The 13,747-nt window shown below is 39.9% G+C and carries 12 protein-coding genes; 9 read left to right on the top strand and 3 right to left on the bottom strand.

The annotated features are described in order from the left end of the window. Nucleotides 1-461: 461 nt before the first annotated feature. The 6 genes from ccoN (at nt 462) to AAEY87_RS09590 (ending at nt 6,533) form a co-directional block, all read left to right on the top strand. Nucleotides 462-1,943 (top strand): cytochrome-c oxidase, cbb3-type subunit I, encoded by a 1,482-nt coding sequence (gene ccoN / locus AAEY87_RS09615; RefSeq protein ID WP_068036571.1) that lies wholly within the window; start codon nt 462-464, stop codon nt 1,941-1,943. 9 nt (nt 1,944-1,952) lie between these two features. Further along, entirely contained in the window at nt 1,953-2,591 is a 639-nt protein-coding gene (gene ccoO / locus AAEY87_RS09610; RefSeq protein WP_068036572.1) for a cytochrome-c oxidase, cbb3-type subunit II, read from the top strand. After that, nucleotides 2,591-2,773, top strand: a complete 183-nt coding sequence (locus tag AAEY87_RS09605; protein ID WP_068036573.1) for a CcoQ/FixQ family Cbb3-type cytochrome c oxidase assembly chaperone — start codon at nt 2,591-2,593, stop codon at nt 2,771-2,773. The genes ccoO and AAEY87_RS09605 overlap by 1 nt, the downstream gene beginning before the upstream one ends. Next, a complete protein-coding gene (gene ccoP / locus AAEY87_RS09600) occupies nt 2,770-3,918 on the top strand; it encodes a cytochrome-c oxidase, cbb3-type subunit III (RefSeq protein WP_068036575.1) in 1,149 nt (382 codons plus the stop codon). The genes AAEY87_RS09605 and ccoP overlap by 4 nt, the downstream gene beginning before the upstream one ends. 450 nt (nt 3,919-4,368) lie before the next feature. After that, a complete protein-coding gene (ccoG, locus tag AAEY87_RS09595; RefSeq protein WP_068036578.1) occupies nt 4,369-5,778 on the top strand; it encodes a cytochrome c oxidase accessory protein CcoG in 1,410 nt (469 codons plus the stop codon). Between the two features lie 167 nt (nt 5,779-5,945). Then, nucleotides 5,946-6,533: a FixH family protein gene (locus tag AAEY87_RS09590; RefSeq protein WP_068036580.1), complete on the top strand. Its 588-nt coding sequence runs from the start codon at nt 5,946-5,948 to the stop codon at nt 6,531-6,533. A 121-nt stretch (nt 6,534-6,654) separates the two neighbouring features. Here the strand turns inward: AAEY87_RS09590 and ttcA are convergent, their stop codons facing one another. Further along, the gene (gene ttcA, locus AAEY87_RS09585) at nt 6,655-7,869 is read right to left on the bottom strand and encodes a tRNA 2-thiocytidine(32) synthetase TtcA (RefSeq protein WP_350657015.1); all 1,215 of its coding nucleotides are present in this window, start codon (nt 7,867-7,869) and stop codon (nt 6,655-6,657) included. 304 nt (nt 7,870-8,173) lie between these two features. Here ttcA and queC point away from each other — a divergent pair, with 304 nt between their 5' ends. The 3 genes from queC to AAEY87_RS09570 all read left to right on the top strand — a co-directional run bounded on the left by queC (nt 8,174) and on the right by AAEY87_RS09570 (nt 10,328). Then, nucleotides 8,174-8,971, top strand: a complete 798-nt coding sequence (gene queC / locus AAEY87_RS09580; protein ID WP_068036586.1) for a 7-cyano-7-deazaguanine synthase QueC — start codon at nt 8,174-8,176, stop codon at nt 8,969-8,971. A 282-nt stretch (nt 8,972-9,253) separates the two neighbouring features. Beyond that, complete coding sequence (locus AAEY87_RS09575; RefSeq protein WP_068036589.1) at nt 9,254-9,583, top strand: hypothetical protein; 330 nt, start codon at nt 9,254-9,256, stop codon at nt 9,581-9,583. A 247-nt stretch (nt 9,584-9,830) separates the two neighbouring features. Beyond that, nucleotides 9,831-10,328 carry a peroxiredoxin gene (locus AAEY87_RS09570; protein WP_068328442.1) on the top strand — a complete coding sequence of 166 codons (498 nt, stop codon included), beginning with the start codon at nt 9,831-9,833 and terminating at the stop codon, nt 10,326-10,328. 110 nt (nt 10,329-10,438) lie between these two features. On the opposite strand, the gene AAEY87_RS09565 is transcribed toward AAEY87_RS09570, so the two are convergent. After that, nucleotides 10,439-11,812, bottom strand: coding sequence for a DUF1501 domain-containing protein (locus tag AAEY87_RS09565; protein ID WP_350657013.1), 1,374 nt, complete (start codon nt 11,810-11,812; stop codon nt 10,439-10,441). A 31-nt stretch (nt 11,813-11,843) separates the two neighbouring features. Beyond that, the coding region (locus AAEY87_RS09560) for a DUF1800 domain-containing protein (RefSeq protein WP_350657012.1) at nt 11,844-13,747 on the bottom strand (1,904 nt) is incomplete at its 5' end.

The following is a 13,747-nucleotide window of genomic DNA, read 5'->3' as shown; positions in this document are numbered from 1 at the left end:
AGGTTGTCAGCCAAATTGTTTACCAAAGAGTTTGTATTTTGGCGCATAGTTCTGATGATATTTTATTAAGATTGCGTTACAATACCTTAAACAGAGTCGGGAGTTTTAACTAAACATTACGTAAACATGTTTTTTGTCAGCTGCCGCTAGCATACGTCTATGATTCATACTCTATATAATAGATGTTTGATGCTCAAGTACGGCTTGTTTCCTTATTAACCTTAACGATGTATTAATCGCCTCAATCTCGCCGAATAGTGATAATAGCGCTTCTTAGTGCTCATTTATCGTCATTATTAGTCAATCCCCTGCGAGAAATTTCACGTGGTAGTTAATAAACCTTTACGTTGATAAGTGAGTCAGACAACAGCATGTGCCACGATCGTTATATTTTTATAGCATAAGTATCGTGGAGAGTTAGTTAATTCTGTTGATAATTCGGGCTGTAAAGGAATCATCCAATGAGTTTACAAAACACAGCAGTCGCCCCAGTTGACCGTGAATATGAAATCACTATCATAAGATTTTTTACGATCATGGCCGTAGCATGGGGCATCGTCGGCATGAGTCTTGGTGTGTTCATTGCTTCACAGTTGGCATGGCCAGCACTTAACTTTGACATTCCATGGCTGACCTTTAGTCGTCTAAGACCGCTACATACTAATGCGGTCATTTTTGCGTTCGGTGGTTGTGCCCTATTCGCAACGTCCTACTATATTGTCCAGCGGACTTGTAAAACAAGGTTATTTGCGCCTTATCTAGCTTGGTTTACTTTTTGGGGTTGGCAAGCGGTTATCGTATCAGCCGTCATTACTCTACCTCTAGGTTTAACCTCTACTAAAGAATATGCTGAACTTGAGTGGCCTATCGATATCTTGATTGCTTTGGTCTGGATATCTTATGCCATTGTTTTCTTCGGTACACTGATCAAACGTAAAACCTCACATATTTATGTGGCTAACTGGTTCTTTGCTGCTTTTATTATTACGATTGCTTTACTTCATATCGTAAATAGTATGGCTATTCCTGTTAGCGCGTTTAAATCTTACTCACTATTCGGCGGTGCAACTGACGCCATGGTACAGTGGTGGTATGGACATAATGCGGTAGGTTTTTACTTAACAGCAGCCTTCCTTGGAATGATGTATTACTTCGTTCCAGTACAGATTGGCCGTCCTATTTATTCTTATCGGTTGTCTATCGTTCACTTTTGGGCGCTAATTGCGTCTTACATGTGGGCTGGTGGTCACCATTTGCATTATTCAGCGCTTCCAGATTGGACGCAGTCACTTGCAATGGTATTCTCAATCATCCTATTCGCTCCATCTTGGGGTGGTATGATTAACGGTGTATTAACGCTATCAGGTAGCTGGGATAAACTGCGTACCGATCCAATCATTCGCTTTATGATTGTTGCATTGTCGTTCTATGCGATGTCAACTTTCGAAGGTCCAATGATGTCGATCAAGACGGTCAACGCGTTATCGCATAACACTGACTGGACGATAGGTCACGTACACTCAGGTGCGCTTGGTTGGGTAGGTATGATTACGATTGGTTCATTATATGTATTGTTACCACGTATTTATAACAAGCCAAAAATGTACTCTATCAGCTTAATTACTACGCATTTCTGGCTAGCAACTGCTGGTACTATATTTTATATCGTATCAATGTGGATTTCAGGTATTGGCCAAGGCATGATGTGGCTTGCTACGAACCCAGATGGTACTTTAGTATATAGCTTTGTTGATACCGTTGAGTTCTCGCATTATCCGTATATTGGCCGTGCTTTTGGTGGGTTCTTATATGTATCGGGTATGTTTGTTATGGCATATAACTGTTATAAAACGCTCAAAATGCCAGAGGGTAAGCCTGTAGATATCGCAGACCCTACTGATCATCAACCCAGTGTCGATGACTCAAAGACAGCTAACGTATAAGGAGCTATCATGGCTGGTACACCGCATGAAATTATTGAAAAAAATACAGGCTTGTTGGTCATCTTTATCGTTATCGCAATTAGCTTTGCAACGCTAGTTGAAATCGTACCATTGATATATGATAACAAGAATCCTGAAGACGGCGGGGTGAATACGCCCCTTCCCGCCATGGAGCCTTGGACTGCACTTGAATTTGAAGGCCGTGATATTTATATTCGTGAAGGTTGTCACGTATGTCACACTCAAATGGTTCGTCCATTGCGTGCTGAAGTTGAGCGTTATGGACCATATTCACGTGCTGCTGAGTCTACGTGGGATCATCCTTTCTTATGGGGATCAAAACGTACAGGTCCTGACTTAGCACGTGTTGGTGGACGCTACTCTGAAGATTGGCAAAAGCAGCATTTAATCGCTCCACGTTCACTGGTGCCTGAATCTGTTATGCCAGGCTTCCCTTGGTTGGCAACTAACGAAGTCAACGGTGAAAACGTTCAAGCTAAGATGCGTCTATTCCGTGATCGTTTTGGCGTGCCTTACACTGAAGAAGATATTGAAGGTGCTCCTGATGCGGTTATTGGCGCCACTGAGCTTGATGCTCTGGTTGCCTATCTCCAGCAACTGGGTACCGCTATGGAAGGACAGCGCTAATGGGTATTGGTGAATTACAAACAATTGCGACCGTCTCTGCCTTTATTGCCTTTTTGGGCGTTGCATGGTGGGCGTATTCGCCAAAAAACAAAAAACGCTTCGAAGAAGATGCACAACTTGCGCTTGATGACGAGGTCAAAGAGACTTTGTCTGAAGAGCAGCGCAATAAGGATGAACGATGACATTTTTTTGGAGTTCTTGGATTACCATACTAAGTATTGGTTGTTGGCTTTTTATTCTTGGGGTCTTATTATTTGTATTAAAATATAAACCAGATCTCGAGGAAGACGGTACTACAGGTCACACTTACGACGGTATTCAAGAATACGATAAACCACTTCCTAAATGGTGGTTAGTAATATTTTTTGGCTCAATCGTTTGGGGTGTTGCATATTGGGTGTTTTTCCCAGCTCTTTTCCCATCAAAGTGGGACGGTATTGCAACAGTAGAAGTCGATGGCGAAACTCTGCCTTGGACATCAAAAAACGAGCTATATAGTGAGCTTGAGAGTAACAATAAAGTATTTACAGATAACTTTGAGAAAAACATTCTAGCAAAAGCTAATGCCAGCGGTGCTACATCGACTCTAGCGACACTTGCTGACATGCAAGCGACCATGCGTCGTAGTGAGAATCCGCCAGCAGATTTGCAAACTCAGATTGATCAAAAAGTTGCAGAACTTGCACCTTATGTAGAGAAACTATCTGAGAACCCAAATGCGCTGAAAGTCGGTAGTCGCCTGTTTTTACAGAACTGTGCAGTGTGTCATGGCTCTAACGCTAAAGGTGCAACAGGTTATCCAAATCTAACTGATAATGATTGGTTATATGGTGGTGCACCTGAGAATATCCTGACTACGCTTCATAACGGCCGCGTCGGTGGTATGGCAGCATGGCGTGATCAACTTGGTGAAGACGGTATACGTGCTGTCTCTGAGTATGTTTTATCAATATCTGGTAATCAAGAAGATTATGACCTTGATCAGACAATGGTTGCACAGGGTAAATTGATATTTAATGAGCCTACTAACTGTGTACTCTGTCATGGTCCAGATGCTAAAGGTATGATTTCTACTGGCGCACCTAACTTGACTGATAATATTTGGTTATATGGTGGTGAGCGTGAAACCATTCGTGAGACTTTACGTTATGGACGTGCTGGTGTAATGCCAGAGTGGCAAACTAAGCTTGGTAATGAGCGTATTATGCTTCTTGCTGCTTACGTTTATTCACTATCAGATAAAAAAGTTCAACCTAAAGCGTTACCTGTTATGGCTACTGCCACTGCTCCTAATGCAGCCGAAACTGCAGAAGTTTCTACTAACTAAGCTTTTTTAGTTAACAGTTATATTATGGCGCAAATAGATGGATGTTATTTAAAAAAAGGAGGACTGTCATTACAGTCCTCCTTTTTTAGTTAAGCGTTTATTTACAGCCCTTAACCCTATAGTCAGACTATGATAAATCCCATTATTTTTACGCTAATAATAATTGTTTTTTAAGGGTATCACCCCATTTAAAGTAAGGGGAATGCTAAAATAGTAATGATTGTAAATAGGCCGTGAATTATTCATTTAGACAATATTTATTCAATTCCAACCAATTGTATATAATCGCTCATTTTTTAGCTGGTTAAACCTATTTTAATATCCATATTTATAAAGCTATCCTGTTACTTACTGACATTGATAACATCGTAAGCATTTACATCTTATTTTTATCACAGGTGTATGTTACTCATGCCAGCAGACTGATTCTTTTTTAAAAGAGGCAAGTTTATGTCAGCACAACAACCTAATAAAATCCCAGTACAACAAATAGATCTTGATGCGACAAAGTATCGTATCCACCCTCGGTTTGTCACAGGTTTTTATCAAAACATTCGTGTCATTAGCATGTATGCATTTTTAGCATTGTTTTTGATTCTACCTTGGTTGCGTTATAACGGTAGGCAGGCAATTTGGTTTGATGTGCCATCGCAGCATTACTATATCTTTGGCATGACTTTTTTGACGCAAGATTTTTATTTTATTGCCGCATTTGCCCTAATTGCCGCTTTTACTTTGTTTATGGTAACTGTTTACGCTGGCCGAGTATGGTGTGGCTATGCTTGCCCACAAACGATTTGGACGCATCTTTATCAATATGTCGAAAAAGTAGTCATTGGCGATCGCAACAAACGTATCAAGTTCGATAAATCCCCAATGAGTGCTACCAAAGCTTTTAAACGTTTTCTGATATATTTTATTTGGTTTGTGTTTTCGATGATAACTGCCACCACTTTTGTCAGTTATGTGGCAGGAACTGACTATTTGTATAGTAGTTGGCAGATGATAGGTTTTATTCCATTTCCTGATTGGTCAACGTGGGTTTGGGTCTCAGTATTTATATTTGCTTTTTCAACTTATGTTAATGCGGGCTACATGCGTGAGCAAATGTGTGTCCAAATTTGTCCTTATGGTCGTTTCCAAAGTGTCATGTTTGATAAGGATACACTCATTGTTTCTTACGATTATGAGCGCGGTGAGCCTCGTGGCGCGCGTAAAAAGGGCACTAATCCTGACGATTTAGGCGATTGTATCGAATGCCAAATGTGTGTGCAGGTATGCCCTACTGGTATTGATATTCGAGACGGCTTACAAGTCGCCTGTATTCAATGTGCGGCTTGTGTCGATGCTTGTAATGAAGTCATGGATAAGGTTGGCTATCCACGGGGGCTCATCAGATATACGACGGAGAGGCAGCTTGCTGAAAAAGAGCCTAGCCGTGTCCTACGTCCGCGTTTATTTGCTTATTTAACGTTACTGGCTGTGTTATGTGGTGGTCTTATCTATGCTTTGACTGATCGTGTGCCACTAGAAATTGATATTCGCCGTGACCGTAACCAGCTGTCTTCTATGACTACTCAAGGTATGATTGAAAATAGCTATATTGTGAAGCTAACCAATAAAACGCAAGAGCCCCATGCTTATACGATCGCGCTTGCGCCGCAAGATGGTCTGAGTTTAGAGCTGCGTTTTAACGATGTACCATTAGAAGCTGGCGAGAGCTTTGATATGCCAGTCAGTATTTATGGTGACCCTGATATCGTTGAATCGGGTCAAACGCCTATTACGTTAAATGTGGTTAGCGAAGATGGTCAGTACAAGGTAAGTAAGCAAAATATTTTTACTACGCAAGGTCAGTAAACATCTGAAATATAACGTATAATCTATGGTTAAGTGTTGTTATATCAGACACTTAACCGATAGAACAGCGCATTAATCAAACTATATTGATTGTGCTTATGGATTATCCTTAAGCAGACTTCATTTAACGGTCATGTTTATCAGTTCATACATTTAATAGGTATTCTATGTCTACACCAACTCCTACGCCAAACTTTAAGCATCAAGATAGCCAGCCTTGGTATAAGAACTATATGGTGGTCATCTTTGTGATCGGTATGCCAGCTTTTGTGGTTATCGCCTGTATTTGGTTTGTTTACTACTCTTACCAGATTCGTGACAGTGTAGTACGTGATGACTGGTATATGGATGGTAAGACCCTTTATCATGATGTGTCACGCGATAAGCTTACATACGACTTAAACCTGCATGGCAAAATGCAGTTTACATCAGACGGTGATATTACTTTTTATCTTGACTATCCACAGCAGAGTCTGCAAACAGGCAAGTTGCTGAACGGTGAACCACTCACCTATCCTGATAAGTTAGAGTTATCTATCTCGCATGCAACAGATGTCAAAAAGGATCGTGACGTGGTGTTACAGCATCAAGATGGCAATAGATACAGTGCCAAAGTAGATATCGACCCAGTAAAAGCTAAGTACTATCTACAAGTCAGCAATGATGGTAAAGATGACTGGCGTATGCAGGATGTCGCAAAGTTGCCACGTCCAGAAGTTAGCTTTGATCCATTGCCTGTCTTTGCTAAAAGTTAAAGCGAGTCTTGAAAAATTAGTTTTAAAATACAAAAAACCAGCTATTAATCAGCTGGTTTTTTTGTGAGTGTTATTTGGCTTGTGTCGCCTACTAACCAATTTTACTTAGTGAAATAGACAGCTAAATAACGGGATTAATTGTGGGAATTTTTAATGTAGTACCGCTACTTTCTGTCGTTTTATCCGTGCTTATCGTTTTATTAGTGCTTACTGATTGCTGATTATCATTATAATTATGAGTACTAGCAAATTTTGGATTAAAAGTCTGAGTTTTTGGCGCTATAGGAAGACCAATCTCAGCGAGACTAGAAGTCTGCCCTGCTTGGATATTATCACCTTCAAATAAGCGTTCGTTATCATCGCGCTCTAAACTTAACTGTTCAAAATCAAATAGCTCACGATCTGCTAATTGTGAAGGCGCAACATTTTGCATGGCTTTGAAGATAGAAGCCAAACGCTGCGGATGAGCATCATCCCATTCGCGCAGCATGTCATTGATAATTGCGCGTTGTAGATTGGTTTGGCTACCGCATAAGTTACAGGGAATAATTGGAAATTCCTTTAAGCGTGCATATTCGATAATGTCTTTTTCTTCAACATACGCTAATGGACGAATAAGTATGTTTTGTTTATCGTCGCTGAGTAATTTGGGCGGCATCGATTTTAGCGCACCACCATGAAATAGATTCAAAAAGAAAGTCGCCAACATATCATCGCGATGATGTCCAAGGGCGATTTTGGTCGCGCCAATTTGTTTGGCAAAACCGTATAACGAACCACGACGCAGACGCGAACAGGCCGAGCAATAGGTTTTTCCTTCTGGCACTACGCTTTTGACGATACTATAAGTATCTTTTTCTAAAATATAGTGTGCAATTCCTTGCTCATTTAAATAAGCGGGCAAGATATCTTCTGGATAACCAGGCTGCTTTTGATCAAGATTAACTGCGACGATATCAAAGCTAATCGGTGCAATACGTTTCAATAACAGCAAAATATCTAGCAGTGTATAGCTATCTTTACCGCCTGAGACGCAAACCATTACCACGTCGCCATCTTCGATCATATTAAAATCGCGAATCGCCCACGATACTTGTCTACGCAGTTTCTTTTGTAATTTGAGAAACGATGCAGACTCTTTATATACATGCTCTGTAGATGCTTGTTCGTCATCTGACTGTCCAGAAGCAAGCTCAATAGCGACATTCATATCAGCTTCATCATCTTCCATACTATAGAAATCAGTCTCTGAAGTGTGGCTATCCAAATCAACTTCAGGAGACATATTGTCAACCTGAGACGTATTTTTGGGCGTAAACAAGGTCGCTGCGGTCATAAATTACTCAATATCTCTACAAGGATTATTTTATAAGAAAGCAGTTTGCGATAAAACGGACTATGAATAGGTATTACTACTGATACTTCCAAAACAGAAGCGATTATAACAAAAATTGCTAACAGATTGAAAAGCTGAGATTAAATTATAAGGTTTAAATGCTACATCTATTTGCCAACGCTACAAATACAGTCTTAAAAATCTTATGCGATGTTCTGACATCTTATCGTCTTTATGGTTGTGTAATAGTAGCGGTATTTTTGTTAAAATAGCCTTTTTTCGCAAATCAATAATAGACATCCTTATGACTAACGTTAATCCGCAAACCAACTTTCCTAATCACGCATCCGAGGCTACCTTGAATGATCTTCATAAAAGCCAAAATGCTGTTGTGCTATTGTCAGGTGGTCTCGACTCGGTAACTTGTCTGTATTGGGCCAAAGCACGTTATGCCTCTGTCACTGCCGTAAGCTTTAATTATGGTCAGCGCCATAATAGTGAACTTGTCGCGGCAAAAGCGATCGCTAAAACTGCAGAGGTTAATCACCGAATCATTGATATCGATATCGCCCAGCTTGGGGGTTCATCGTTAACTGACCACAGCATGATCGTTCCTGATGGCGATGCGGATAAATTCCCTAACAAAAAACATGATGAGATTGATAACGACGCAATTCCAAATACTTACGTGCCTGCGCGCAATACTATATTCTTATCTTATGCGCTAGCCGTCGCTGAAGTGGCTGATGCCAATCACATCGTCATTGGGGTCAGCTCAGTAGACTATTCTGGATATCCTGACTGCCGTCCTGAATATATCGCCGCCTTTGAACACATGGCAAACCTTGCAACCAAAGCGGGTGTCACTGGTCATCATTTGAGTATTCAAACACCTCTACAGCAGCTGTCTAAAGCACAAACGATTGAGCTTGGACTATCGCTTGGTGTCGATTATGGACAAACAATTTCTTGCTATCAAGCGGATGTAAACGGCCTTGCTTGCGGTGTTTGTGACAGCTGTGCGCTGCGTCGTCAAGGATTTATACAAGCTGGAGTCGCTGATCCCACACATTATCAGGCACAATACCAAGGCTCAAACTAAGTTGCACCTTGTATCTAAATCTTATTTGATAAGTGCCGCGCAATTTAAGAAGTTTACAAACATAAGCGTAACATTTGATTGCATCAACACAGCAAGCGCATGGTGTTTTTTGACAACTATAATTGTTATGGTATGAGTCCTTATATTTTTACGACCTATGTTTTTATTAAGTAACCTCTACAAGTGGTGCGAAGAAATTTTTAGTTAATACTAGCATTACCCATTTAGCGTCTGTTCGTTTTTTATTCTATTGACGCTGTATCTATTTATAAGAGAATATTTATGAAGCTATTACAAATACTACCCCTAGCATTAATTGGTCTGATCGCTATGCCGCAAGCAAATGCTATCGATATTAAGCAAAACAACGTTAATCAATGTGTCACTGGTGCAGTCAAATATAAAGTTGCTGATAAAAATACTGCTACTAAGCTCTGTGATTGCACTATTGGTGTACGTAGTGAGATGACTATTGGTCAGATGTGGGAAATTGAAAGCTATGCGCAAGACAAAAAGGATCCTTCAGGCCTACCTTACGTGAAAAAAATGCAAAAAGATCTACAACAGTGCACGAAAGGACTAGACTTAAAGCAACCACAAAAACCTGCTTAAACTATCAGTTAAAAACGTATAATAAAAAAGACTGGCAAGTGTCAGTCTTTTTTTTGCTAATAAATGAGTAGAATATTAAATTCATCATTTATTTCTGTTAATCTAATTATAATAAGCTAACCAATAATCAAAATTGACCCTATTTTCAAAGATTAAAATAATACTGAAAATAAGTATAAGCCCTACATATATTAGGCTAAATGATTTTAATCATATTTTTTGAGTTTGACATAATAAGGAATTTAACATGGCTAAGCCAACAACAGAAAGCATTGTTCTACCAGATTTTCCAGTAACTATAGTACGTAATCTCGATAATAACTTTATCCACGATGATATTAGTTTAAAAGAGTTGGTTCAGCATACCGATAAAGGGCTCATTCTTTATTTTTATCCCAAGGACAGTACGCCTGGTTGTACCACTCAAGCCACAGAGTTTACTGAGCATCTTAATGCCTTTGATACGCTTGGCTATGACATCATTGGTGTATCGCGAGACAGCGTTGAGTCTCATGAAAAATTTATCACCAAATATGATTTACAGATTCCATTGATTAGCGATAGCGATGAAAAGCTATGTCAGTACTTCGATGTCATTAAAGAAAAAAACATGTATGGTAAGACGACTATCGGCCTTGTGCGCTCAGCATTTGTGTTTAATAAAGACGGCGAGCTCACCCATGCACAGCGCAATTTACGTGCAAAAGGATATACTGAGCGTTTGCTCGACACATTAACCTCTTAATAAGTAAGTTTAAGGTCGAAAGAATAGATAAGAATATAAAAAGCCTTACCAACACTGATTAATATGTATCAGTACTAGTAAGGCTTCTTATATCTGCTATCGTTCTCTTACTAGACTCTCATAAACCCTAAATCTTGATTATTGAAATTGTGAAGATTGGGGGCTATCAGTCTTAAATCACTATTCGGTACGCCAAACCATTTAGCCAAAGTTGCGGAATACTGGTCAATAGAAGTGGTAGGTAACATTCTTCCTTGTCCTACATCTTCTGCCGTATCAAGGCCGATTTCAGGACTTTGACCATAAAAGTCTTTGCCATTTACCGCACCACCCATAATCATATGATGACTACCCCAACCATGATCAGAGCCGTTACCATTACTACTAAATGTACGGCCAAAGTCTGATGCAGTAAAGGTTGTCACACTCTGAGTCATATTTAATTCTTCAGTCGCTTCATAGAAGCTTGCTAATGCATCATCAACTAATGACATTTGCTTGCCATGCCTACTTAATAAGCTAGAGTGAGTATCAAAACCTTTAAGACTCACAAAGAATACCTGTCTTTTCACACCAAAATTGCCGCGTGCTTTGATTAGCTTTGCAACAACCTCTAGCTGCTCAGCTAAAGAGTTATTGGCTGAAAACTGCGTATTCAGTTCGCCTGCACTTTCTAAAGCCGATGACATAGTGTATTCAGCGTCTATTGAACGCAATGTAACTTCATTAATATGGTTTTCCATAATATTGTCACGATTCGAGGTAATAAGCTCTCTAAAAGCCGATGCGCACTTTCGTGAACCATAAAGTCTGGCATTTTCTTGTGCTGGTGAAATGGGAATAATGCCATTTGATTCAATATTAAGTGGGATTGTTTTATCTCCCGTCAGAAATAGAGAGTCGTTAGCTGTACTAATACAAGAAAACATGGCTTGCGAGTTTTGATTCAAAATAAGATCACCGATCTTTCCACCCCAGCCTTCCTTAAACGCTTCAGAAGAAGTGCTTTGCCATATTTTTTTCTGTGTAGAGTGTGAAAACAGTATATTTGGCAGGGGTACTGTTTTTCTTTTGTATTCATCAAGCGAGGTTGGTTGAATTAAAGTACCTACATTTTGTAAGACCGCCAGTTTTTTTAGATGAAATAAGCTATTTAAACGTTGAAGGTTGGGATGAAACCCCCATTTTAGTCCGTCTGCTAAGCTTGATGATGGTATCAAAGGCAGAATCTTTGATTGGTCTATAGCAATACTTTGGCGTACGTCTTTATAAGTCTTGTAGTTATTCGAATCGAAAGGAATAAGGGTATTAGCCTGATCATTACCTCCATCTAAAAACACACAAACCAAGGCTTTATAATCTGTTGCCGTTGCTGCTGCTGCTTCAGCCATACCCATAAGATTTATAGTGAAAGGATTGGCAACGCCTGCTGCGGTTAGGTATCCTAAACGCTTTAAAAATGCTCTTCTTGATAATTCACTCATAATAATAATTCGCTTCTATCTAATAGTCTTTTTATTTCTGTACGAGATAATCTGGGCTAACCATAGTCATAAATATAGCTAAATGAATGCGATCCTCTTTCCAGTCGGCAGAATTATCTGTCAACTCTTTTAAAGCGAATCTTATTAAACCTATCGTTTTAGATGACATCTGACCGCCACATAAGATAAGGTTCAAGTGATCTACTAACTCTTCAGGTTGATCATATAACTTCATCTCTGTTCTATAATCTGGTGCTATCTCAATGACAGTTTCAATAAACCCATAAAAAATGCCTTTTTCGATCACACGTTTTATATGATTAATATAACCTACTGTAGAGGTCACATTATGTAGCTGAAGCTCTGGCGCGACCATCCCATTATCGATAAACGCATCTGTATTAGGCGTATAATCCATATCAAAAAAGTTAAATACTGAGGGTGCCCTAAGAGGACTTTGATTCAGGAACCATTTTCTACTACTGGTAGTACTCACCATCCACTCACCTGATTCGCTCTGACGATTACTAAAGGTATGAACCCATTGAATCAGCCTAACCATAGGCTCTCGAACCTTACCAATAGTTGGTTCATATATATCAGGAAGAATGCGAGCCTCTTTATCAGTTAAAATAGCTTCTAAAACTGACTTTAAGTTACCGCGCTCGCCTTTATTATCGCTATTAAAGATAGTAGCGACTCGCCTTACATAATTAGGGCTTGGATTACTGGTAACTAAACGCTGGATAATCTGCTTGCTTATGAACGGTCCAACATTGGGATGATTGAATAAAGTGTCGATCACGATATCTAGTGCTTGCTCGCCACTTGTGCCTTCAGGTACAGTCACCCCAAAAAAGCTTGCGCTACGAGTATCATGCCTGCTCCGTATATTAATCATAGGATTACGCGTGAATTCAACGTAAGTATCTGATTTATCAACGTTAGACCTATTATCTACCGTCCAACCCGTTAAAGCTCGAGCAATATTGGTGACGGTTTCTTGGTTATAAGTTTCTATCGGTTTGCCATTGCGTAATTTAGGTGTGCCATCAAGATTTAACTCAACTAATCCAATGGTAAATAGCTGCATGACTTCTCGAGCGTAATTCTCATCTGGTCTGCGCCCTGAATCATTGGCTCTTCTACTGTGTCTTAAATCTAGATAGGCACCCATACCTATATTTAGAGTAATTGACTTTAATAAATCTCTAAAACTACCAAACGCATGCTTATTAAGTAGATCCCAATATGCAGCAGCGGCAAATGATGGATGAGGAAGGCTCAAGCCAATAGTGGACAATACCATAGTCTCAGATAGTGCTAATGCCATACGCTTACGTAAAGTATCTTTAGAAGACAGCAATTGTTGCCATGCCATCCAGTCTCCAGGTCTATCAGAATATTGATTTTTTTTAGTATTATGCCCTTCTTTCAATAACCAGTTATATCCCGTAATCTCGATTGGCATAGAAAATTGTTCATTTAACCATCGACTTATACCAATGCTTTTAAGATCTTCAATCTCTGCTTTGGTTGAAGAAAACTGCGCTTGCTGCAAAAACCTAGCAGCGTTAATATCATTCAGTGGTTCTATCCCCATAATATTATCTTCAGCTGGGCTGGTTGGATTAGAGCTGGATGCATCAGGGCTTGTCGTGCTAGGACCTGTCGTACTAGGACCTGTCGTACTAGGACCTGTCGTACTAGGACCTGTCGTACTAGATCCTGTCGTACTAGAACCTGTTGTACCAGAGCCTGCTGTACTAGAGCCTGTTGTACTAGAACCTGCTGTACTAGAACCTGCTGTACTAGAACCTGCTGTACTAGAACCTGCTGTACTAGAGCCTGCTGTACTAGAGCCTGCTGTACTAGAGCCTGTTGTACTAGAACCTGCTGTACTAGAACCTGCTGTACTAGAACCTGCTGTACTAG

The organism is Psychrobacter sp. S1-30-MNA-CIBAN-0213 (assembly GCF_040309845.1).
GTDB lineage: Bacteria > Pseudomonadota > Gammaproteobacteria > Pseudomonadales > Moraxellaceae > Psychrobacter.
The sequence above is the reverse complement of the archived record's forward strand: the minus strand, read 5'-3'. Positions and strand labels throughout refer to the sequence as shown.

Bases quoted from the DNA above. Each gene is read 5' to 3' on its own strand.
- AAEY87_RS09565 (WP_350657013.1), bottom strand. From the start codon at position 11,812: ATGAGTGAATTATCAAGAAGAGCATTTTTAAAGCGTTTAGGATACCTA.
- ccoG (WP_068036578.1), top strand. From the start codon at position 4,369: ATGTCAGCACAACAACCTAATAAAATCCCAGTACAACAAATAGATCTT.
- ccoN (WP_068036571.1), top strand. From the start codon at position 462: ATGAGTTTACAAAACACAGCAGTCGCCCCAGTTGACCGTGAATATGAA.
- ccoO (WP_068036572.1), top strand. From the start codon at position 1,953: ATGGCTGGTACACCGCATGAAATTATTGAAAAAAATACAGGCTTGTTG.
- AAEY87_RS09575 (WP_068036589.1), top strand. From the start codon at position 9,254: ATGAAGCTATTACAAATACTACCCCTAGCATTAATTGGTCTGATCGCT.
- ttcA (WP_350657015.1), bottom strand. From the start codon at position 7,869: ATGACCGCAGCGACCTTGTTTACGCCCAAAAATACGTCTCAGGTTGAC.
- ccoP (WP_068036575.1), top strand. From the start codon at position 2,770: ATGACATTTTTTTGGAGTTCTTGGATTACCATACTAAGTATTGGTTGT.
- AAEY87_RS09590 (WP_068036580.1), top strand. From the start codon at position 5,946: ATGTCTACACCAACTCCTACGCCAAACTTTAAGCATCAAGATAGCCAG.
- queC (WP_068036586.1), top strand. From the start codon at position 8,174: ATGACTAACGTTAATCCGCAAACCAACTTTCCTAATCACGCATCCGAG.
- AAEY87_RS09605 (WP_068036573.1), top strand. From the start codon at position 2,591: ATGGGTATTGGTGAATTACAAACAATTGCGACCGTCTCTGCCTTTATT.
- AAEY87_RS09570 (WP_068328442.1), top strand. From the start codon at position 9,831: ATGGCTAAGCCAACAACAGAAAGCATTGTTCTACCAGATTTTCCAGTA.